This is a genomic window from Stenotrophomonas sp. SI-NJAU-1 (genome assembly GCF_020883215.1).
GTDB classification, from domain to species: domain Bacteria; phylum Pseudomonadota; class Gammaproteobacteria; order Xanthomonadales; family Xanthomonadaceae; genus Stenotrophomonas; species Stenotrophomonas indicatrix.
In genome coordinates this window covers 1,633,469-1,654,513 of the sequence record NZ_CP086598.1, presented here as the reverse complement: position 1 = coordinate 1,654,513, position 21,045 = coordinate 1,633,469, and the positions used below count along the sequence as shown (strand labels likewise).

At 66.7% G+C, this 21,045-nt stretch carries 15 protein-coding genes and 3 tRNA genes; 14 read left to right on the top strand and 4 right to left on the bottom strand.

Features of this window, described 5'->3' with window-relative positions; translation table 11 throughout:
• Window positions 1-79 precede the first annotated feature (79 nt).
• From LMF57_RS07690 to LMF57_RS07655, 8 genes are all read left to right on the top strand, one after another.
• Entirely contained in the window at window positions 80-1,480 is a 1,401-nt protein-coding gene (locus tag LMF57_RS07690; RefSeq protein ID WP_025879446.1) for a PhoH family protein, read from the top strand.
• Complete coding sequence (locus LMF57_RS07685) at window positions 1,477-1,983, top strand: hypothetical protein (protein ID WP_208082118.1); 507 nt, start codon at window positions 1,477-1,479, stop codon at window positions 1,981-1,983. The genes LMF57_RS07690 and LMF57_RS07685 overlap by 4 nt, the downstream gene beginning before the upstream one ends.
• Before the next feature lie 10 nt (window positions 1,984-1,993).
• Entirely contained in the window at window positions 1,994-2,662 is a 669-nt protein-coding gene (locus LMF57_RS07680; RefSeq protein ID WP_208082117.1) for a YoaK family protein, read from the top strand.
• Between the two features lie 319 nt (window positions 2,663-2,981).
• Window positions 2,982-3,791: a bifunctional hydroxymethylpyrimidine kinase/phosphomethylpyrimidine kinase gene (thiD, locus tag LMF57_RS07675; protein ID WP_032977907.1), complete on the top strand. Its 810-nt coding sequence runs from the start codon at window positions 2,982-2,984 to the stop codon at window positions 3,789-3,791.
• Window positions 3,788-4,714, top strand: coding sequence for an alpha/beta fold hydrolase (locus LMF57_RS07670; protein ID WP_208082624.1), 927 nt, complete (start codon window positions 3,788-3,790; stop codon window positions 4,712-4,714). Before thiD ends, LMF57_RS07670 begins: the two co-directional genes overlap by 4 nt.
• Window positions 4,705-4,781: transfer RNA gene (locus LMF57_RS07665), tRNA-Arg, on the top strand. Before LMF57_RS07670 ends, LMF57_RS07665 begins: the two co-directional genes overlap by 10 nt.
• Window positions 4,782-4,839: 58 nt before the next feature.
• Window positions 4,840-4,916: transfer RNA gene (locus LMF57_RS07660), tRNA-Arg, on the top strand.
• 32 nt (window positions 4,917-4,948) lie between these two features.
• A tRNA-Arg gene (locus tag LMF57_RS07655) sits at window positions 4,949-5,025 on the top strand.
• Between the two features lie 645 nt (window positions 5,026-5,670).
• Here LMF57_RS07655 and LMF57_RS07650 read toward each other — a convergent pair.
• Complete coding sequence (locus LMF57_RS07650) at window positions 5,671-6,591, bottom strand: LysR family transcriptional regulator (protein WP_025878941.1); 921 nt, start codon at window positions 6,589-6,591, stop codon at window positions 5,671-5,673.
• Window positions 6,592-6,731: 140 nt separating this feature from the next.
• Between LMF57_RS07650 and LMF57_RS07645 the strand changes: the two genes are divergently transcribed.
• The gene (locus LMF57_RS07645) at window positions 6,732-7,433 is read left to right on the top strand and encodes a pirin family protein (protein ID WP_025878940.1); all 702 of its coding nucleotides are present in this window, start codon (window positions 6,732-6,734) and stop codon (window positions 7,431-7,433) included.
• 54 nt (window positions 7,434-7,487) lie between these two features.
• Here LMF57_RS07645 and LMF57_RS07640 read toward each other — a convergent pair whose 3' ends face one another.
• Window positions 7,488-9,683 carry a TonB-dependent siderophore receptor gene (locus LMF57_RS07640; RefSeq protein WP_229291164.1) on the bottom strand — a complete coding sequence of 732 codons (2,196 nt, stop codon included), beginning with the start codon at window positions 9,681-9,683 and terminating at the stop codon, window positions 7,488-7,490.
• A 339-nt stretch (window positions 9,684-10,022) separates the two neighbouring features.
• On the opposite strand from LMF57_RS07640, the gene LMF57_RS07635 reads away from it, so the two are divergent.
• Entirely contained in the window at window positions 10,023-11,162 is a 1,140-nt protein-coding gene (locus tag LMF57_RS07635; protein WP_208082815.1) for an MFS transporter, read from the top strand.
• 3 nt (window positions 11,163-11,165) lie between these two features.
• Here LMF57_RS07635 and LMF57_RS07630 read toward each other — a convergent pair whose 3' ends face one another.
• Window positions 11,166-12,317 (bottom strand): alpha/beta fold hydrolase, encoded by a 1,152-nt coding sequence (locus tag LMF57_RS07630; RefSeq protein WP_032976526.1) that lies wholly within the window; start codon window positions 12,315-12,317, stop codon window positions 11,166-11,168.
• Window positions 12,318-12,500: 183 nt separating this feature from the next.
• Here LMF57_RS07630 and LMF57_RS07625 point away from each other — a divergent pair, with 183 nt between their 5' ends.
• The 4 genes from LMF57_RS07625 to LMF57_RS07610 all read left to right on the top strand — a co-directional run bounded on the left by LMF57_RS07625 (window position 12,501) and on the right by LMF57_RS07610 (window position 19,385).
• On the top strand, window positions 12,501-13,847 hold the full coding sequence (locus tag LMF57_RS07625) for a cytochrome c (protein WP_032976535.1): 1,347 nt from the start codon (window positions 12,501-12,503) through the stop codon (window positions 13,845-13,847).
• Window positions 13,844-14,770 carry a c-type cytochrome gene (locus tag LMF57_RS07620; RefSeq protein ID WP_208082816.1) on the top strand — a complete coding sequence of 309 codons (927 nt, stop codon included), beginning with the start codon at window positions 13,844-13,846 and terminating at the stop codon, window positions 14,768-14,770. The genes LMF57_RS07625 and LMF57_RS07620 overlap by 4 nt, the downstream gene beginning before the upstream one ends.
• A gap of 117 nt (window positions 14,771-14,887) precedes the next feature.
• Window positions 14,888-17,266, top strand: a complete 2,379-nt coding sequence (locus LMF57_RS07615) for a TonB-dependent receptor (RefSeq protein ID WP_088101371.1) — start codon at window positions 14,888-14,890, stop codon at window positions 17,264-17,266.
• Between the two features lie 10 nt (window positions 17,267-17,276).
• Window positions 17,277-19,385 carry a phospholipase C, phosphocholine-specific gene (locus LMF57_RS07610; RefSeq protein WP_208082817.1) on the top strand — a complete coding sequence of 703 codons (2,109 nt, stop codon included), beginning with the start codon at window positions 17,277-17,279 and terminating at the stop codon, window positions 19,383-19,385.
• Window positions 19,386-19,440: 55 nt separating this feature from the next.
• Here LMF57_RS07610 and LMF57_RS07605 read toward each other — a convergent pair whose 3' ends face one another.
• On the bottom strand, window positions 19,441-21,036 hold the full coding sequence (locus tag LMF57_RS07605) for an alkaline phosphatase D family protein (RefSeq protein WP_208082818.1): 1,596 nt from the start codon (window positions 21,034-21,036) through the stop codon (window positions 19,441-19,443).
• Window positions 21,037-21,045: the final 9 nt, after the last annotated feature.

The window sequence follows — 21,045 nt, the reverse complement described above, 5'->3', positions numbered from 1 at the left end:
ATCGCCCACTTTGTCCGCCACCACCCTGCCCTGCAGCAGGTCGTGGTGGTTTTTCCCTGTCCGTAACCAGGAACCGATGATGACCCGAGGCAAGCGCATCTACGTGCTGGATACCAACGTGCTGATGCACGATCCCACCGCGCTGTTCAAATTCGAGGAGCACGATGTCTACCTGCCCATGCAGGTGATCGAGGAGCTGGACAACGGCAAGAAGGGCACGACCGAAGCGAGCCGCAATGCGCGCCAGGTCAGCCGCTTCCTCAACGAGCTGGTGCAGGCTTCGGGCCTGGACAACCTGGCCGAGGGCATTCCGCTGCAGCGGCCGCAGGGCCTGCAGCTGCGCGGCAAGCAGAGCGTGGGCCTGCTGCGCTTCCAGACCAGCCATTTCGACGCGGGCAAGAGCTTTGGCAAGGTCATCCCGGACAACGCCATCCTCGGCGCGATCCTGGCGCTGAAGGAAGAAACGCCGGAGATCCCGGTGGTGTTCGTCTCCAAGGACATCAACCTGCGCATCAAGGCGGCCATCGCCGGCATCGTCTCGGAAGACTACGAGAACGACCGCGCGCTGGACGATTTCAGCCTGCTCTACACCGGCGCCACCGAGCTGCCGGAAGACTTCTGGAAGCGCCACGGCGAGGATCTGCGCAGCTGGAGCGACAAGGGCCGCACGCACTACGAAATCCTCGCCCAGGACGGCGAAGAGTGGTACCCGAACCAGTACGTGTACCTGCCGGGCGAAGACGAAGTCGAGCTGCGCGTCAGCAGGATCGTCGGCGATGGCAAGGTGGTGTTGTCGCTGGTCGATGACTTCCGCCACGGCAGCCATGCCGTGTGGGGCATCAGCGCGCGCAACCGCGAGCAGAACTTCGCACTCAACGCACTGATGGATCCGGAGATCGACTTCGTCACCCTGCTCGGTACCGCCGGCACCGGCAAGACCCTGCTGGCACTGGCCGCCGGCCTGGCGCAGACGATGGACCAGCAGCGCTACCGCGAGATCATCATGACCCGCGCCACGGTCAGCGTCGGCGAGGACATCGGCTTCCTGCCGGGTACCGAGGAAGAGAAGATGACGCCTTGGATGGGCGCGCTGACCGACAACCTGGAAGTGCTGACGCACAACCAGGAAGGCGGCACCTGGGGCCGCCAGGCCACCAACGACCTGCTCGCCAGCCGCATCAAGATCCGCTCGATGAACTTCATGCGCGGCCGTACGTTCCTGTCGCGCTACCTGATCCTGGACGAGGCGCAGAACCTGACGCCCAAGCAGATGAAGACGCTGATCACCCGTGCCGGCCCCGGCACCAAGATCGTCTGCCTGGGCAACGTCGAACAGATCGACACCCCGTACCTGACCGAAACCACGTCGGGCCTGACCTACGCCGTGGACCGCTTCAAGAACTGGCCGCACAGCGCGCACATCACGCTGCGCCGCGGTGAACGCTCGCGGCTGGCCGATTACGCCTCGGAGGTGTTGTGAACCGCTGCACCCGTCTGCTGCTGCCATCGTTGGCAGTCGCCATTGCCACGCTGCTCGGAGCCTGCGCGACCACGCAGGGACCGGCCAGCGTGCCGACCACAGAACGCAGTGGCCAGTCCTGGGTGGTCACCCGCCCGATCATCGCCGCGCAGGTGCTCGACACCTGCTCGCGCCCCAGCCCCGGCCGCGAGGCCGGGCGGGTCAGCGGCTACTGGGCACCGAGCCGGCAGCAGGTGGACCAGCTGGAAGCGAAGCTGGCATCGCTGGAAGCGCAGGTGCCACACGTGCTGGATTTCGACCGCCAGTACGTCGGCATCGAGCTGGACGGAAAGCAGGTGATCTACATCAACGCGTTCCATCTGCCTGAAAACAACAGCCTCCGGCCCGCCCGCGAGGCGGTGCGGGCCTGCGATGGCGGCACGCAGTTCTGGGGCGCGGTCTTCGACCCGGCCAACGGGACCTTCAGCGAGCTGCAGTTCAACGGCGGCTTCGGCGGGCCCTGAGGGGCCTGCCATGGGAATCCGCCTGCCCACCTGGGTCTGGATCGGCGCGGTCGCCCTGTCGTGCGTGGCCGGCATGGTCAATGTGGTTGGCTTCCTCGGTTTTGAACACCAGGCGGTCAGCCACATGACCGGCAGCACCAGCCAGCTTGGCATGGCACTGGCGCAAGGTGACTGGCGCGCGGTCGGCCATCTGTGGGGGCTGCTGATCGCGTTTTCGCTGGGCGCGATGGTCAGCGGACTGCTGATCCAGGACAGCGCACTGCAGCTCGGCCGGCGCTACGGCGTGGCGCTGGCATTGGAATCGCTGTTGCTGCTGGCGGCCATTCCGCTGTTCAAGCAGCATCAGATATGGGGCGCATTGGCGGCCGCGATGGCCTGCGGACTGCAGAACGCGATGGCCACCACCTTCAGTGGTGCCGTCGTACGCACCACCCATCTCAGCGGCATGTTCACCGATCTCGGCATCGGCCTGGGCCACCTGCTGCGCGGGCTGCCGCTGCAGGTACGACGCCTGACCCTGAGCGGCCTGATCATCAGCGGCTTCCTTGCTGGCGGCGTGATCGGCGCCTGGCTGTTCGTGCGCTGGCAGTACGACGCCCTGCTGGCCCCTGCCCTGCTGACCGGACTGACCGGGCTGGGCTATGTGTCCTACCGGCAGTGGGCGCGCTGGCGGCGTTGAGCATGGCGTCATCCACGCATGGCGTGGATCTACGTTGTCCATCCGATCTTTTCCGCGATATCCACGCATGGCGTGGATCTACTGACCGTCACCAGGAAGCTATCGAAGGCGGGGCGGTGTCGGATTGCGGGGTGTCCGCGCCATGGATGGCGCGGCCAAGCCTACAAGGACGTACTTGCGGCGTCCCCGCAATCCGACACCGCCCCGCCTCCCCCGCAGAAATCCAGAGCCGCTGTTGCTGTTGCCCCGGCTTCTGCCGGTGCCGGGCGCAGCCCGGCCGGCACTACCCCCTGGCAAGGCAGCACGGCACAATCGCTGCATGAGCCCGACCACCCCCGTTTCCGCCCTGACCATCGCCGGCTCCGATTCCGGCGGCGGCGCCGGCATCCAGGCCGACCTGAAGGCCTTCGCCGCGCATCGCGTGCATGGACTGTCGGTGATTGCCGCACTGACCGCGCAGAACACCCGCGGTGTGCGCGCCGTGCACGTGCCACCGATCGACTTCCTGCGCGCGCAGATCGAAGCCTGCTTCGACGACTTCGACATCCACGCGGTGAAGCTGGGCATGCTGGCCAACGCCGAGGTGATCCACGCGGTGGCCGATGCACTGGAACGCCATCGACCACCGCACGTGGTGCTCGACCCGGTGATGGTGGCCACCAGCGGTGCGCGCCTGCTGGAGGACAGCGCGCTGCAGGCAATGCGCCAACGGCTGCTGCCACTGGCCACCCTGGTCACCCCCAATGCACCCGAAGCGGAGCTGCTGGTCGGCCGCAGCATCGCCGATGGCAACGATGCAGAGCGGGCCGCCGCCTCGCTCCTTGATCTGGGCGCCGGTGCAGTGCTGTTGAAGGGGGGGCACCTGCACGAAGGCAACCGCGTGGTCGACCGCTACTTCGACGGCGTCAGCAGCGAAGAATTCATCCATGCCCGCCTGCCACTGGATGCGCATGGCACCGGCTGCACGCTGGCCTCGGCCATCGCCGCGCAGCTCTGCAACGGGCTGAGCCTGGCCAATGCCTGCGAAGCCGGCATCGACTACGTAGCGCGCGGATTGCAGCAGGGCTATGCGCCCGGCCGCAGCGAGGTGCTGGTACTGGACCACTTCGGCGCGGCGCCCCACGCATGAGCGATTCGCCACGCGCGCTCACCGTGGACAGCGGCGATGGCCACCGTTTCGACGTGATCGCCTGCGTGCCCGCACAGCCGCTGGCACGGGTGTTGTGGCTGCCGGCGCTGGGCGTGGCCGCGCGCCACTACGTACCACTGGCGCAGGCACTTGCAGCCAGGGGCGTGGCGGTCTACCTGCACGAATGGCGTGGCAATGGCAGCAGTTCGCTGCGCCCGTCGCGCAGCCAAGATTGGGGCTACCGGCAGATTCTCGACCACGATCTGCCGGCCAGCCAGGCCCTGCTCGCCGATGCCGATGACGCGCAGGAGGTACTGCCATGGATCATCGGTGGCCACAGCCTGGGCGGGCAGCTGGCCTGCGTGCATGCCGGACGACGGCCACAGGCGTTCGATCGATTGTGGCTGGCCGCCAGCGGCACACCGTTCTGGCGCACGTTCCCGCCACCACGCGGTTGGCTGCTGCCACTGTTCTATCGCTTCCTGCCGTGGATCGCGCGGCGCCAGGGCGTGCTGCACGGGCGCCGGCTCGGTTTCGGCGGCACCGAAGCACGCGGACTGATCGCCGACTGGGCACGCGTAGGGCTGAGCAATCACTACGCCGCCGCAGGCATGGACGAGGAACTGGATGCGCAGATGGCGCGCGTGCACGGCAGTGCGCAGGCGGTGCTGATGGAAGACGATTGGCTGGCGCCAAGCGGATCAATGCAGGCGCTGCTGGCGAAACTGCCGAATGTCGCCTCGGAATTACGCGTGCTTTCTGCGCAGGAGCTGGGTACGCAGGCCGATCACTTCGCGTGGATGAAACACCCGGAGGCTGTCGCAGAGGCGTTTTTCATTCAGTTGGGTGAAAATTTTCACAAAAGCGTTGACGACTCGCGCCGACATCCGCATAATTCCGCTCCTGTCGCAGGGCGCCCGTAGCTCAGTTGGATAGAGTACCTGGCTACGAACCAGGCGGTCGGGAGTTCGAATCTCTCCGGGCGCACCACTCGACAGACCTTCAGCATCCGCCGCTGGAAGTGCAGTAAAATTTGATTGTGTACCGCGCGCCCGTAGCTCAGTTGGATAGAGTACCTGGCTACGAACCAGGCGGTCGGGAGTTCGAATCTCTCCGGGCGCACCACACACGATCAACACAACAAGTTTATGTAATTGGCGCCCGTAGCTCAGTTGGATAGAGTACCTGGCTACGAACCAGGCGGTCGGGAGTTCGAATCTCTCCGGGCGCACCATTACACCGAAACAGCAGGCCTCGGCCTGCTGTTTTTTTATGTGTGTTTTTCGGCAGGGCTGCGCCCTGCACCTGCAGAAGCAACGGCCGGAGCAACAGCAACAGCTGGCATTCCGTGGGGTGGCGGGGCGGTGTCGGACTGCGGGGACGCCGCAAGTACGTCCCTGTAGGCTTGGCAGCCGCATCCATGCGGCTGACACCCCGCACTCCGACACCGCCCCACCTCTGACAGATTCTCGCGATCCGATGGATCCACGCCATGCGTGGATGACTCCATTGAATTCGAATATTTCGACAGTTGAACGAAGGACATCCATGCTTGGCGTGGATCTACGTGTCGACCAAGGTCGACACCCACCAAGAGCAGGCCAAGAGCAGGCCAAGCCATTCCGGCAGATTGCGCAGATCTGTCGAAGGCGGGGTGGGTCCGGTTGCGGGGGCGTGAGCGCCATGGATGGCGCGACCGAGCTTACATGGACGTACTTGCAGCGTCCCCCGCAACCGGACCCACCCCGCCATCCCACGGAATGCCCGCTGTTGCTTTGGCTTTGGCTGTTGCCATTGCCGTTGCCATTGCCGTTGCCGTTGCCGTTGCCGTTGCCGTTGCCGTCGATTCTGCAGGTGCAGGGCGCAGCCCTGCCGAACCCTACCCCTCTGCCATCGCCTGCCACCATTGCGCCAGCAGCTCCGGCCGCCGCAGGCGCTCGCGCCACCAGCGCAGGGCCGCGCCATCCTCGCCCGTGCGCCAGGCCAACCAGAAGGTCTCTTCCGGCTTGTGCTCCTCGACCTCGCGGATCACCAGCTGGCCGCGCGCCACCGCCGCGCGCGCGCAGGGCTCGGGCAGGAAGCCGAATCCCAGCCCCTGGCACTGCAGCTTTAACTTGCTGGCCATGTCCGGCACGGTCAACGTCTCCTGGCCCATCAACAGGCCCACCGTTCGTGGCAGCAGCCGCCGCGCCGAGTCGGACACGGCGATCGCGCAATACGGCGCCAACTGCTCGCGGCCCAGCACACCCGGCACGGACGCCAGCGGATGCCCGGGCGCCACCGCAAACACAAAATCAACGCTGCCCAGCGGCTCGACCACGTAGCCCCCGCCACTGGGACCCTCACCGGGAGCCGCGACCAACAGGTCGGCGCGCCGGTCCAGCAGCGCTTCCCAGGTACCGGACAGTGCTTCGCCAAACAGGCGCAGCCGGGTGGGCGCCGCCACCTCGCGGAACGCGGCAATATCCGGCCCCAACAGCCAGGTCGGAAACACCGAATCCACCGCCAGGGTCAATTCCGCCTCCCAGCCCGAGGCCACCCGCCGCACCCGCAGCTCGAGCTCCCGGGCCGCACGCAGCAGGTGCCTGCCCTCCTCCAGCAGCGCGCGCCCGGCCTCGGTCGGCTCCGCCCGCGGGCCGATCCGGTCGAACAGCTGCACCCCCAGATCCTCTTCCAGCTTGGCCACGGTGTAGGAAATGGTCGAAGGCACCTTGTGCAGGGCCTTGCCGGCGCCGGCAAAGGAGCCTCGGCGGTCGATCGCATCCAGGATCTGCAGGGCATCGAGGCTGAGCTTGAGCATTCGAAATTTTCGATGATGGCTGTCAAAACTATCCGTTTTTCAAACCCAAGGTGCAAGCGGATACTTCTCTTCAACGGGGAAACACAGCGGCTACCCGCCCACCCCGCCCCATCGAAACCATCGAACAAGGAGATTCCATCATGCTGCAGATCCGCAAGAGCGCTACCCGTGGCCTGGCCGAGCATGGCTGGCTGTCCTCGCGCCATACCTTCTCGTTCGCCAGCTACTACGACCCCCGCTATGTGAGCTTCGGCCCGCTGCGGGTCATCAACGAAGACAAGGTGATCGGCGGCCAGGGTTTCGGCACCCACAGCCACAGCAACATGGAGATCGTCTCCTACGTGCTGGGCGGCGCGCTGGAACACAAGGACTCGATGGGCACCGGTTCGGTGCTGCGCTACGGCGACGTGCAGCGCATGAGCGCAGGCAGCGGCGTCAGCCACAGCGAGTTCAATCATTCGGCCAGCGATCCGGTGCATTTCCTGCAGATCTGGATCTTCCCGGAGGCCGAGAACATCGCGCCGTCGTATGAGGAGACCCACTTCACGCCGGAGAGCAAGCGTGGCCAGCTGCGCCTGATCGCCTCGCCGGATGGCGCCGATGGTTCGCTGCACATCCATCAGGATGCGCGCATCTTCGCCACCATCCTCGATGGCGAGCAGAAGCTGCACCACGCCTTGGCTGCCGGCCGCGGCGCGTATGTGCAGGTGGCGCGTGGCCAGCTGCAGGTCAACGGCATCACCCTGGAAGCGGGTGATGCACTGCAGGTCAGCGACGAGGCACAGCTGACCCTGGAAAACGGCAACGACGCCGAAGTGCTGGTGTTCGACCTGAAGCTGTAACCAGCATGCCCGCGATGCCATCCGGCATCGCGGGCATGTCCTGTTGCAACGCGATCAGAACCTGTACGTCACTGCCAGCCGCACGTTGCGCGGCTCGCCCCAGGTGTAGGTGCTGTACCAGCTGAAGATCGTGTAATAGCGCTTGTCCAGCAGGTTGTTGACGTTGACCGTGGCCGACAGGCGATCGTTGAACTGGTACCGGGCCATGGCATCCAGCAGCCAGTATGGCTCGGTGCGATAAACCACCGACGTGCCACTGGCCGGGTTGGTGATGTCGCCGAACGTGGAGTCCTGCCAGCGCGCACCGCCACCGACAGTCAGGCCCTGCCAGTCGCCGCGCAGGCGGTAGCTGGTGTGCAGGCTGAACTGGTTTTCCGGCTCCAGCGTGGTCACCTTGCTGCCGGCCTGGCGGGCGATCTTGTGCGCAAAGCCACCCTGCACCTGCCAGCCCTCGGCCAACTGCCCGGACATCTCCAGTTCGTAGCCCTTGGTGCGTACGCCCATCAGTGCGCGATAGGCGTCTTCTCCGTTGGGCGTTTTGCCGCCTGTAGGCTGGGCGAAATTGTCCTGGTCGAGCTGGAACAGTGCCGCGCTGGCATTGAAGCGGCCGTCGAGGAACTCCGCCTTCAGGCCCATTTCATAGCTGCGGCCTTCCAGCGGATCCAGTGCCTTGCCCTGTTCGTCGCGTTCGCTGTGCGGCTTGAAGATGGTGCTGTAGCTGGCGTACACCGAATAGTGCTGGCCAAGGTCGTAGACCACGCCGGCATACGGCACGAACACGCCGGTCTCGCGCGTCTGCGGCGAACGGTAGCTGGCCAGGCGGCTGCCGACGATCACCTTCAACGGGTCGGCCACGTCGAAGCGACCGACCACGTACAGGCCGTTCTCGCGGGTCACCTCATTGTTGCCATAACCGCGCTGCCATTCCGGCTCCGGGATGTCACCCTTCCAGCTGTTGTAGTCGGCAACGGCGGTCGGGTACCCGGGCTGCGGCGAATAGCCGGTGTTGGTCCAGCGCTTGCGCGAGGCACTGCCGCCGACCACCAGTTCATGCTGGCGACCGAACAGGCCGAAATTGCCGCTCAGATAGAAGTCGGCCGCGTTGCTGACCGTCTTGCCGACATACTTGCCCAGCCACAACGAGACGCCTTCGCCGGTGACCGGATCGGGATTGCCACCGGCCGCACCGGCCAGTGCCGCATCGTAGCCGTTGACCTGATGGTTGAGCTGCAGCTTGGCTACCCAGTCGTTGTCGAAGGTATGTTCCAGCGTGGCAAAACCGGTGCGCACGTATTGGCGCCAACCGCTCCAGTGGGTGCCGTTGTTGAACGAGCGCGGCATGTCGTTGAAATTGCCCTGGCTGTCCAGCAGCGGAATACCGCCCCAGGTCGAGCCCTTGGGATCGCTCTCCAGCACGTCGCCACCGACTGTCAGCAGCGTGCGTTCGCCCAGATCGGCTTCCAGCACGGCATAGCCGACCTTGCTGGTGCGCTGGTAGAAATCCAGAGTGGAATGCTTGTCCTGCCAGGCACCTACCGCACGCCCGCGCACGCGGCCATCGGCAGTCAGCGGGCCGCCGACATCGACTTCGGCACGGTAGTCGTCCCAGCGGCCGACGCCCAGCGTCGCACTGCCAGCAAATTCCCTGCCCGGCTTCTTGCGCACCAGGTTGATGGTCGCGCCGGGGTCGCCCATGCCGGTCAGCAGGCCGGTGGCGCCCTTGAGCACTTCGATGCGGTCGTAGATCGCGGTATCGCTGAGGGTATTGCCGGCCGAGTAGGCCGAGTCGCGCGACATCGGAATGCCGTCGTACTGGAAGTTCTGCACGGCAAAACCCCGTGCGTAGTACTCGGTGCGCTCACTGTCGTAGGTGACGATGCTGATGCCCGGGGTCACCCGCATCACGTCATCGATGCCATCCAGACCGAAGTCGTCCATCTGCGCGCGGGTGATCACACTGATGGTCTGCGGGGTCTGCCGCGGAGTCAGCACCAAGCGGGTGGCGGTGGCGATGGTACCCGGCGTGTAGGCGCCGCTGCCCTCGGTGATGGTGCCCAGCTGGTTGGCGGTGACCTGCACGGTCTGCAGGGTCTGCGAGGCTGTCCTGCCCTCTTCTTCAACCGGCGCCGATTGCGCCGAGGCGGCACCGGCAGTGGCCACTGTGGTCAGCAGAAGACCATTGGCAAGGGCCCTCGCCAATGGGCGGCGACGCAGGGACAGCGGGGAAAAACGAACAGGCACAGACGACACGACGGGACCTCCACGATGGGGTGGGATCCTCTGGCGGCGGCTGGAGGGGACGGGGAATGGCGGCCAAGGGCCGCAGGCGCAGGAGTTTACTCTGCCGGCCCCGGGCTGTCGTCGGTTGCGACCCGATCGGCACCTCTCCGCGCGATGGCCAGCCGCTGACGGCAGCCACCGCTTCCCGGATCAGTGCAACCACGCGGTCGGTGTGATCGATGGCATTGATCAACGGTGACGCATCCGGACCACTGCATTCGTATGCGTCGCCCGATGTCATCCATGGCACTTGCCGATGGCTTCTGAAAACGTTTTCATGAAGAGGATCTTCTGGAGCCTTCCTCGCGCATGACGCCCTCTTCTCCCCGCGCCCAGCAGCACGCGACCCGCGCTGCGTTCTTCATCCCCGGCTTTGCCACCGCTGCCTGGGCGCCGATGGTGCCCTTCGCCAAAGCCAAGGCCGGGTTGTCCGACGCCAGCCTGGGCGGGCTGCTGCTTTGCCTTGGCCTCGGCTCGCTGCTGGCGATGCCGCTGGCCGGTGCGTTGACCGCGCGCCTGGGCTCGCGCCGCTTGATGATCGCGACCACGGCCCTGATCCTGCTCGCCCTGCCACTGCTGACGCTCGCCCCCACGCCGCTGGCACTGGGAGCAACGCTGTTCGTGTTCGGCGCGGGTGTGGGGGCGATGGACTGCACGATGAACATGCAGGCGGTGGCCGTCGAGCGCGATGCAGGGCGGCCGATGATGTCCGGCTTCCACGCGTTCTACAGCATCGGCGGCTTCATCGGCGCCGGCTGCATGACCGGGCTGCTGGTTCTCGGCACGCCCCTGTGGCTGGCGTCATTGGTTGCCGTGGCGGCGATGCTGCTGGTGGCCCTGTTGTCGGCACCGCACTGGCGCCCGCAGCGCATTCTGCATGACGGCCCAATGCTGGCCCTGCCGCACGGCGTGGTGCTGTTCATCAGCGTGCTCGCCTTCGTGGTGTTCCTGGCCGAGGGGTCGATGCTGGACTGGAGCGCGGTGTTCCTGGCCGAAATACGCCACGTGCCGCGCGACCAGGCCGGTGCCGGGTTTGCCGTGTTTACGCTGGCGATGACGGCGATGCGCCTGTTCGGCGATGGCATCGTCGAGCGCCTCGGCCGAACCCGTACCATCGTCATTGGCGGCATCACCGCTGCGGCCGGTTTCGCGCTGGCCACGCTGGTGCCCTCCTTCGCCATGGCGCTGGTCGGCTACGTGCTGGTGGGCCTGGGCTGCGCCAACATCGTGCCCGCCCTGTTCTCGATGGCCGGCCAGCAGCGCGCGATGCCGGAGAGCATTGCGATCACCGCAGTCACCACCCTGGGCTATGCCGGCATTCTTGCAGGCCCCGCCGCGATCGGCGCGCTCGCCCATGCCACCAGCCTGGGCTTTGCCTTCCTGTGCGTGTCAGCGATGCTGCTGGGTGTAGCGGCATCTGCACGTTCGCTGGCCCGCCGCCTGCCCTGAAGCTCAGCCGCGTGCTGGGGTTTTTGCGGGTGTGTCGACGCCATGCACCAGCCATTCGGCCTGGGCCGGCAACTGCGGTGCCGGACACGCGGCTTTCGGATGGTGCTCGTCGCGCGCCATCCAGTCATCGACCACCCCGGCCAGCAGGTCCAGCCGCAGCGGCAGGGTGATGTGATCTTCGCCGCGCATCTCGATGTAGTGCGCACGCGGATTGGCCTGCGCCAGCGCACGCCCTTGGCTGACCGGAATGTGCTGGTCGCCCTGCCCGTGCAGCAGCAGCACGCAGGCGCGGGTATCGGCCAGCGCGCGGGCAACATCCACCTTGTCCAGATCCACGTCGATGCGGCGGCTGGCGGCGGCCACCACCTGGTTGATGTCCTGGCTGCCGTAGCGCCAGCGTGCATACGAAGCGATGGCCTGTGCCTTCAACCCTTCCGGCTGCAGGGCCATCAGATGCGGAATCATGGTGCGGATCGCAACCCCGGCATTGGCGAACGATTCCATCGCCACCACGCCGGCGACCTGGTCGCCCAGCTTGTCGGCGGTGAACAATGCGGTGGCAGCGCCGTAGGAAACACCGAACAGGTACAGCGGGCCGGTCACTTCGCCGCGCGCGCGCAGTTCGGCGATGACATCCACGACATCGTCCGACTCATAGGTGCCGTAGCCGGAGGGACCGGCGCCGGACTGGCCATGGTTGCGCAGGTCCAGGGTGATCACGCGGTAGCCCGACTCGGCCAGCTGCAGCGACCATGGCAGCATCGAATCACCGTTCATCATCCAGCCGTGCAGCAGCACCACGGTGCCGCGCGGTGCCTGCGCGCGGAACGGCTGCGGTACGGACAGGCTCAACCCGGTATCCAGCGGCAGGCCGTTCTGGTGCTGCTGCGGCAGGTAGTGGTAGCGCGCACCGTAGTCGCCCGGATCGAAAGCACGCCAGAAGATCGGCACGCCATCACGGCCCGGGGCGAAGCCATGCCGGTTCGGCAGCGCGGCCACAGCTGCGGCGATGCGCGGTTGATCAAGCAGGGTCGAGACGCCACCGGGCGCGATCAGGCGGTCGCTGAGCGAGGTGGACGAGGCCGTCATCGAGGAAGAGCATGCAGCCAGCCACAGGCCGGCGCACGCCAGCAAAAGCAGCAGCAGGCGCTTCATGGGCAGTCAGGGGAAAAGTGCGACAGCGTGGCAGGTTAGCGGCCACGCCCGGCGCCATCTATCGCAGCTGGATGACGGGTTGATGACAGCGCAGGATCGATTCAGCTTGTCACAATGTCGCGACCGGCCAAAGCATTGATCCGGATCAATGAACGCCATCGCATGAATGGCCACAGTGCCGGCATGCGCACCCCGTTCAAGCTCGCCATTGCCCTGGCCGCCACCTTGGCCGCCGCTTACGGCATCGCCCGCAGTACACCGTATTGGTTCGCCCCACCGCAACAGGCCGAGGTCGACATCCACGACCCGGCCCTGATCGAACAGGGCCGGTACCTGTCGCGTGCTGCCGACTGCGCCGCCTGCCATACCGCACCGGGCGGCAGGCCGTTCGCCGGCGGCCTTGGCATGCAGACCCCGATGGGCACGCTGTACTCGACCAACATCACACCGGACACGGAGACCGGCATCGGCGCATACGACTACGCCGATTTCGAGCGCGCGGTGCGGCGTGGCATCCGCCATGACGGCCAGCCGCTGTATCCGGCCATGCCCTACGCCTCGTACGTGATCGCCAGCGATGCCGAGATCAAGGCGCTGTATGCCTACTTCATGGGTGCGGTGCAGCCGGTCCGGCAGGACAACGCCGACAGCACGATTCCGTGGCCGGCAAACATGCGCTGGCCGCTTGCCTGGTGGCAGCTGTTGTTCGCACGCCCGCGCAGCTTCAGCCCTGATCCCACCCTGGATGCCGGCCAGCAGCGCGGCGCCGAACTGGTTGAAGGCCTGGCCCATTGCGGCGCGTGCCATACCCCGCGCGGGCTGGCCTTCCAGGAAAAGGCGATGGCCGACGATGGCAGCCGCCAGTTCCTGTCCGGCTCGGTGCTGGAAGGCTGGTACGCGAAGAACCTGCGCAATGAACAGACCGGCCTGGCCAGCTGGAGCGAAGCCGAAATCGTCGAGTTCCTGCGCACCGGCCGCACCGATCGCTCCGCGGCTTTCGGCGGCATGGCCGATGTGGTCGAGCACAGCACGCAGTACTTGTCCGACGCCGATCTGCTGGCGATGGCGCGGTACCTGAAGCAGCTGCCGGCCCGCGAAGGGCGCAGCGCGCAGTGGACGCCGGGCACCGACACCACGACCGCCGCACTGCGCGGCGGCGACTACCGGGTGGCCGGTTCGCTGGCCTACGCCGAACACTGCCAGGCCTGCCATCGCGCAGATGGTCGCGGCATGCCACGGGTCTACCCTGCCCTGGCCGGCAACTCCATCGTGTTCGCCGATGATCCCAGCTCGCTGGTGCAGGTAACCCTGACCGGCGGGCGCACGCCACATACCGCGCACGACCGCATGGCATTCACCATGCCGGGCTTCGAGCAGCTGCCCAATGCGCAGCTCGCCGACATCCTCACCTTCATCCGCAACAGCTGGGGCAACCAGGCCAGCGCGGTCACTGAACTGGACGTAGCGCGCATGCGCCGGGTGGTGCGTGACAAGCCGGCGCATGTGGTCCCGCAGGAGACGGCGCAATGAGGCGTTCGAAGAAGCGTTCGACAGCGTTGATCGCCAGCGCGGTCGTTGCGGTGCTGCTGGCCGGTGCTGGCACGCTGCTGTACCAGCACCTGTACCCGGACCTGGACGCGGAAGTCGCGAGGACCCTGGACATCCTCGACAGCCACGGCCAGGTGGTGGGCCAGTACCACGTGCCCAGTGCCGAGGAGATCGCCAGCCTCGGCAACGCCGACGCGGTGATGTTCGGCCGTCGCCTGCTCAACGAGACCGCACGCCTTCTGCCGGACAACGTCGGCAATGATCTGAACTGCAATTCGTGCCACATGGCCGAGGGCAAGCGACCGTTCGGCAACCACTACCTGAACACCGGAGGCGGCAGCTACCCGCGCTACATGCCGCGGCCGGGCAGGGAAATCGGCCTGGCCGAGCGCATCAACGGTTGCCTGCAGCGTTCGATGAACGGCAAACCGCTGGCCAAGGACGCGCCGGAGATGCGTGCGATGCTGGAATACATGGCGTGGCTGAGCCGCCCGGTACCAGAGGGTGCGCGCGTGGCCGCGCCCAGCGAAGGGCCGATCGACAGCACGCTGACACCGGACCCGATACGTGGACAGGCGCTGTATGCCGCGCAGTGCGCCGCCTGCCACGGCGACAACGGCGAAGGCCGGCGCGACGCCAGCGGCGATATCGCGTTCCCGCCGCTGTGGGGCGAGCGCAGCTTCAACATCGGTGCCGGCATGGCGCGGCTGTACAAGGCCGCCGGCTTCGTCAAGCACAACATGCCGCCTGCAATGACCCGTGAACCGCCACTGGGCCAGCAGGTGATGCCCGACCAGGACGCGGTGGATATCGCCAGCTACTTCATCAACCAGCCGCGCCCGGACTTCGCCGGCAAAGCCAAGGACTGGCCGCGCGATCCGAAACCGAAGGACGCGCGCTACTGAGCAATGCCCCGGCCTTGCCGGCCGTCACACAACACACTCCCTGCATCTGCGCGTCACCGCCATGTCATCGGCGCTGCCGACACTCCCGGACTTTCCTCCCTTGAAGGTCCGGTTTCGATGCGAACGATTGCGCGCTTTCCCCGTATCTCGCTGCTTGCCCTGCTGATTGCTCCCGCACTGGATGCCCTGGCTGAAGCACCGCAGGGCGATGTGGCCGATACGCGAAGCGCCGACGCGCGGACCCTGGACCAGGTACAGGTGATCGGCCAGGCCACCAGTTATGCCAAGACCTCGGTGCGCCAGGAAACGTTGAACCGGCAGACCGTGTTGAGCAGCGTCAATGGCGCGCTCAACGAAGTGCCCGGCGTGGTCGTCAGCGAAGCCGATGCCACCGGTTCGTCGGTGTGGGGCACGCAGATCAGCATGCGCGGCTTTGTCACCAACCGCGACACCCAGCAGATCGGCACCACCATCGATGGCCTGCCCAATGGTGGTTCCGGTTATGGCGGCGGCTCGCTGGCCAACCGCTACATCGACACGCTCGACCTGGAAACGGTGGAAGTGAGCCAGGGCACGGCCGATATCTCCTCGCGCTCGAACGAAGCACTCGGTGGCACCCTGAATTTCCTCACCAGCGACCCACTGCAGGAGCAGCGACTGCGCATGGTGGTAGGTGCCGGTGACAATGAAGCGCGCAAGTACTACGTGCGCTACGACACCGGCCTGCTTGCAGGACACACCCGCGCGTGGATCAGCGCATCGTCGGCGCGCGTGCATGACTGGATCGACGGCACCGGCCACACCAGCAACGACAACATCGCCGGCAAGTTCATCACCGAGCTGGACCGCTGGACCCTGACCGGCTACCTGTCCTACAACGATGCCGACGAGCCGGAGTACACCAGCGTTTCGCCAAAGGGGTTCGCCACCAACCCCGACCGCGACGGCCTGGTCGGCACCCTGACCGGCATTCCGTACCTGGACCAGAACTACCGCTCCGGTTCGCGCGCACTGCGCGAGAACACGTTCGGCTACCTGCGCGCCGCCTTCGATGGCGGCAACGGTTTCAAGGCCTCGATGGCCGCCTACGGGCACCGCATGCAGGGCCGCGGTGACTGGCTGCCACCGTACCTGGCCGACGTCAACGACGACGGTGCCGGTCGCCCGCAGTCGGAGTACCTCGGCGGCAGGACCGTCTACGGTGGCAGCAACCGCGGCCAGATCTACTTCGTGAACCCCGACGGCAGTTCCGCCCAGCGCCTGGCCAGCTGCACGCCACGGCTCGGCTTCAGCGCCGAGTACGACCCCAACTGCTACGCCGGCAACGTGCAGGGCGCGCAGTCCTACCGCCACTCCCACTACGACAACGATCGCGTGGGCGTGACCGCCGACGTCGAATGGCGGCAGACCTTCGGCGCCATCGACAACACCGTACGCGGCGGGCTGTGGGTGGAGAAGCTGGACCGTTCCGTGCGCCGCGATTGGCACCGCCTGCTCAACGTCGGCCAGGACATCGCCTTCGACCACCAGCCCTACTGGGTGCAGTTCGAGGACAAGTACAAGGTCGATGAGCAGATGTACTACGTCGAGGACGTGGCCCGCTTCGGCCCGTTCAGCGCGCGCCTGGGCGTAAAGCAGTTCTTCGTCGACCAGTCCCGCCGCCGCGTGATCGGCGCCGCCGAGAATGTGAAGTCCGATTCGAAGTCCGATCCGCTGCTGTCCACCGGCTTCACCTGGGCCCCCGGCGTGGAGGGCATGGAACTGTTCGCCGGCTACTCGCAGAACTTCGCCGCGATCCCGTCCGGCGTGCTGGGTGAAACCGATCCGCAGCGCTTCCGCAACGTCGAACCGGAGACCGCCGACAACATCGAACTGGGCATGCGCATCAGCCGCTGGCCGCTGACCGCCTCGGTCACCCTGTACAACATCAAGTTCGACAACCGCATCGTGTATCTGCCGGCCGGCCTGGTCAGCGGCATCGACTACCTCGGCGAGACCGATGGCGTCTACGAGAACTTCGGCGGCGTGGAGAGCAACGGCCTGGAAGCGGCCTTCGGCTACGGCTGGGACAATGGCTGGCGCATCAATGCGGCCTACACCTACAACCGTTCCAAGTACCTGGGCAGCGGCAACGACGCGCGCGACACGCAGCTGGGCATCGTCGATGGCGCCAAGGTGATCGGCCAGCCGGAGCAGATCCTCGTGGTGTCGGCCGACTGGCAGGGTGAGAACTGGAACTTCGGCCTGTCCGGTCGCTACCTGGGCGAACGCTACCTGGATGCGGCCAACGTCAACAAGCTGCCCTCGGCCACCGTGTTCAACGCCAACATCGGCTTCGACCTGCAGGGCCTGTCGCCGCGCCTGAAGGGCATGGGCGCCAACCTGGTGGTGAGCAACCTGACCGACAAGCGTTATCTTGCAGGGGTGGACGGCCGCGACAACGCCTTCATCGGCGCCCCGCGCACCGTCGGCATCTCCTTCCGCGTGGACCTGTGAGTGTGACCCTGTGACTGATACCGGCCGACGCCGACTGTTGCAGGCCGGCGTCGCCGCCGGCCTTTCGCCGCTGCTGCCCAGCATCGCCCGGGCAGCAGCGATCGCCCCTGCTTCGCGCACGCGCAGCCTGCAGGACCTGCAGCACATCGTGGTGTTCATGCAGGAGAACCGCTCGTTCGACCACTACTTCGGCACGTTGCCGGGCGTGCGTGGCTTCGGTGACCGTTTCGTTGCCCCGGCATCGCCGCTGCCCGGTGGCGACCGCCCGCGCAGCCTGTGGCTGCAGCCCGACGCCAGCGGACAACGCGCCATCGCCCCCTTCCCGTTAAATACCGCTGCGCACTTCGGCTACATGCGGGTGGAAGGCACGCCCCACACCTGGCCTGATGCACAGCAGGCGTGGGACCACGGGCGCATGGCGCACTGGCCCAAGGCCAAGCAGAACCATTCGATGGGCTACTTCCAGCGCAGCGACATGCCGTTCCAGTTCGCCCTGGCCGATGCGTTCACGCTGTGCGATGCCTACCACTGCGCGATGCAGGCCGGCACCAACCCGAACCGCGTGTTCCTGTGGACCGGCCACAACGACGCCCGGGGCCAGGCCGGCGGCCCGGTGATCGCCAATTCGCACGACAATTTCCCCGAGCTGGGCGGCCATCCCGACTCGTACCGCTGGGCCAGCTATGTCGAGCGGCTGCAGCAGGCTGGGGTGTCCTGGCAGATCTACCAGGACATGGCCGACAACTTCACCGACAACCCGCTTGCCGGGTTCGAGACCTTCCGCCAGGCGTACCGCGGCGACCCGGGGCATGACCCGGAGCTGCGCGCGCGCGGCGTCAGTACCCGTGGCCTGGCGCAGCTGCGCGAGGACGCGATCAGCGGCCGCCTGCCGCAGGTCAGTTTCATCATTGCCGACGCAGCCGGCAGCGAGCACCCCGGTCCGTCCAGCCCCGCGCAGGGCGCCGCCTATACTGCGCGCCTGCTGGATGCACTGACCGCCGATCCAGAGGTGTGGAGCCGTACCGCCCTGCTGCTGATGTTCGATGAGAACGATGGCTTCTTCGACCATGTGCCGCCACCCGCACCGCCCTCCCCGCTTGGTGCCGGCTGGGCCGGTGCGTCGGCGGTCAGCACCGAGGGCGAATACCACCGCCACCCGGCACCCGGCGACCAGAAATACGATGCCGCCGAGCTGCGTGGGCGCCCCTATGGGCTTGGCCCGCGCGTACCGTTGTATGTGATTTCACCGTGGAGCCGCGGCGGCTGGGTCGACTCGCAGGTGTACGACCACACGTCGGTGCTGCGTCTGATCGAGCGCCGCTTCGGCGTCGCCGCGCCGGACATCTCGCCGTGGCGGCGTGCGGTCTGCGGTGATCTGAGCAACGCCTTCGACTTCGCCCAGCGCGACACCCGCCCCTTCGCCAAGGCGCTGCCCGATGTCACCGCTGTCGCCGCGCGCGCCGCCGCCCTGCCCGGCCGTACCGTGCCCGCGCTGCCCGATGGCCTGCATCCGGCCCGCCAGGAGCCCGGCGTACGTCCTGCACGGGCACTGCCCTATCGGCCGCACGTGCAGGCCACATCGGTGGATGGCGCTGGCCTCACCCTGCAGCTGGCCAGCGATGGCGCCGCGGCCGTGCTGCATGTCTACGACCGCCTGCGCCTGGACGCCGTTCCGCGCCGTTACACCGTGGTACCAGGTGCCCCGCTGCAGGATCGCTGGCCGCTGGATGCGCAGGGTCGTTACGATCTCTGGCTGCTGGGACCGAATGGATTCCATCGCCATTATCGCGGCGATGGCACGCTCGCGCCGCTGCACGCGCACGTGGAGCGCACGGACGGCCAGATGCGCCTGACACTGCGCAATCCATCGCCTTCGGCGCGGAAGGTCCAGGTGCAGGCCGGCGCCTACGCCGGCCACATGCCCACCCGCGAACTGCAGCTGGTGGCCGGCGCGGAAACCGTACTGGACTGGGATCCCGCACCAACCGCAGGCTGGTACGACCTGATCGTGCGCTCGCAGGGCGTCGAGCAACGCCTCGCCGGACGTGCCGAAGACGGCCGGCCTGGCACCAGCGACCCTGCCATGGGCAGCGAACCGCTGCGCTTCGATCACGGCTGAAAGTGATGCTGTGGAGCCGGGCGCGTGCTCGGCTCCACAGGGTGGAACATCCCGCTCAGGCCTCCTGCAACCCCGGCCGGCCGTGCTCCACGGCATAGCGCTTCCAGCTCTGCAGCGCGCCGTTCGGCTGCATGACCGTATCGAGCGTCTTCATGTCACCGATCCAGGCATCACGGGTGACGTCGCACAGCACATAACCGCGCTTGTCCGTCGTCGCCTTCAGGTGCGGACTGTGCCGCAGCTGGTTCTCTGCGTAGGCATCCACGCCCTGCCCGTCCGCGCCCGACGTGATCGAAGTGGCCAGGAACTCACTGGAAATCACCCCGGAATCGGCATTGTCCTGTACCAGGTCACTGGCATAGTGACGGTGCGCATCGCCACAGGCGGTTACCACGTTGCCGAAGCCCACCTTCTGGATGTGATCGAGCAGGCGCCGGCGGCTGGACAGATAACCGGACCACTGGTCGTCGGAGGCCTGCACCACGCCGTCCTTCTCGCGCAGGTAGTTGCCCAGCGAAACCTGGTGGGCGATGGTGTGCCAGCGCGGCGCGGCGTCGGCCAGGCCGTCGAACAGCCATTGCTCCTGCTTTGCGCCAACAATGCTGCGTTCGGGAGATTCCACTTGCCCGCGCTGCGCGATGTCCACCTGCTTGCTGCGGTACTGGCGGGTATCGAGCAGGTGCAGGTCCAGCAGCGTGCCATAGCGCGCGCGCCGGTACATCTGCATATGGCCGTCGCGCGGGAACGACGAAGCACGCAGCGGCATGTTCTCGTAGTACGCCTGGAACGCCTGTGCGCGGCGCAGCAGGAACACTTCACTGGGCGTGCCGTCCTGGTCCTCGGCGCCGGCCCAGTTGTTGTCCACTTCGTGGTCATCGAACGTGACGAACCACGGCGACGCGGCGTGCGCGGCCTGCAGGTCCGTGTCGGTCCTGTACTGCGCGTAGCGCCGGCGATAGTCGTCGAGCGTGTAGGTCTGCGGGCCAACATGGTTGCGCAGGTTGGTGAACGGCTGGCCGTTCATCCTGCGCACGCCTGGCTGGCTTTCGCCCTCGTAGATGTAGTCGCCGTAATGGAACACGAAGTCGAGCGGCTCCTCGGCAATGTGTCGCCATGCACTGTAGTGCCCCTCCTCGTAGTGCTGGCAACCGGCCACCGCGAAGCGCACGCGGTCGACCTGTGCGTTCGGCGCAGGCAGGGTGCGGGTGCGGCCAACCGCACTGGCATGGCCTCCCACGGTGAAGCGGTACCAGTACGGCCGCCCAGGCGCCAGGCCTTCCAGTTCCACGTGCAGCGCATGGCCAAGCTCGGGGTGGGCCAGCGCGGTGCCCTGCCGCACCACGGTGCGCATGCTCTCGTCGGCGGCCAGCTGCCATGCCACCGCCATCGGCCGGGTTGGCATGCCGCCACCGAACACCAGTGGCTCGGTGGCCAGCCGCGTCCACAGCACCACGCCGTCGGCCGACGGATCACCCGACGCCACGCCGAGAGTGAACGGTGTACTGGCAAAGCGCGGCGATGCGAGCAGATTGCGCGGATTCAGCGCTGCCACATCCTTCTGCGCGGCCAGCGCGCGGGCCGTTCCGGCCCACACACCCAATGCGGAAAGTCCGGACAGGGCAAGGAAACGCCTGCGATTGATCGTATCCAAGACGCCCGC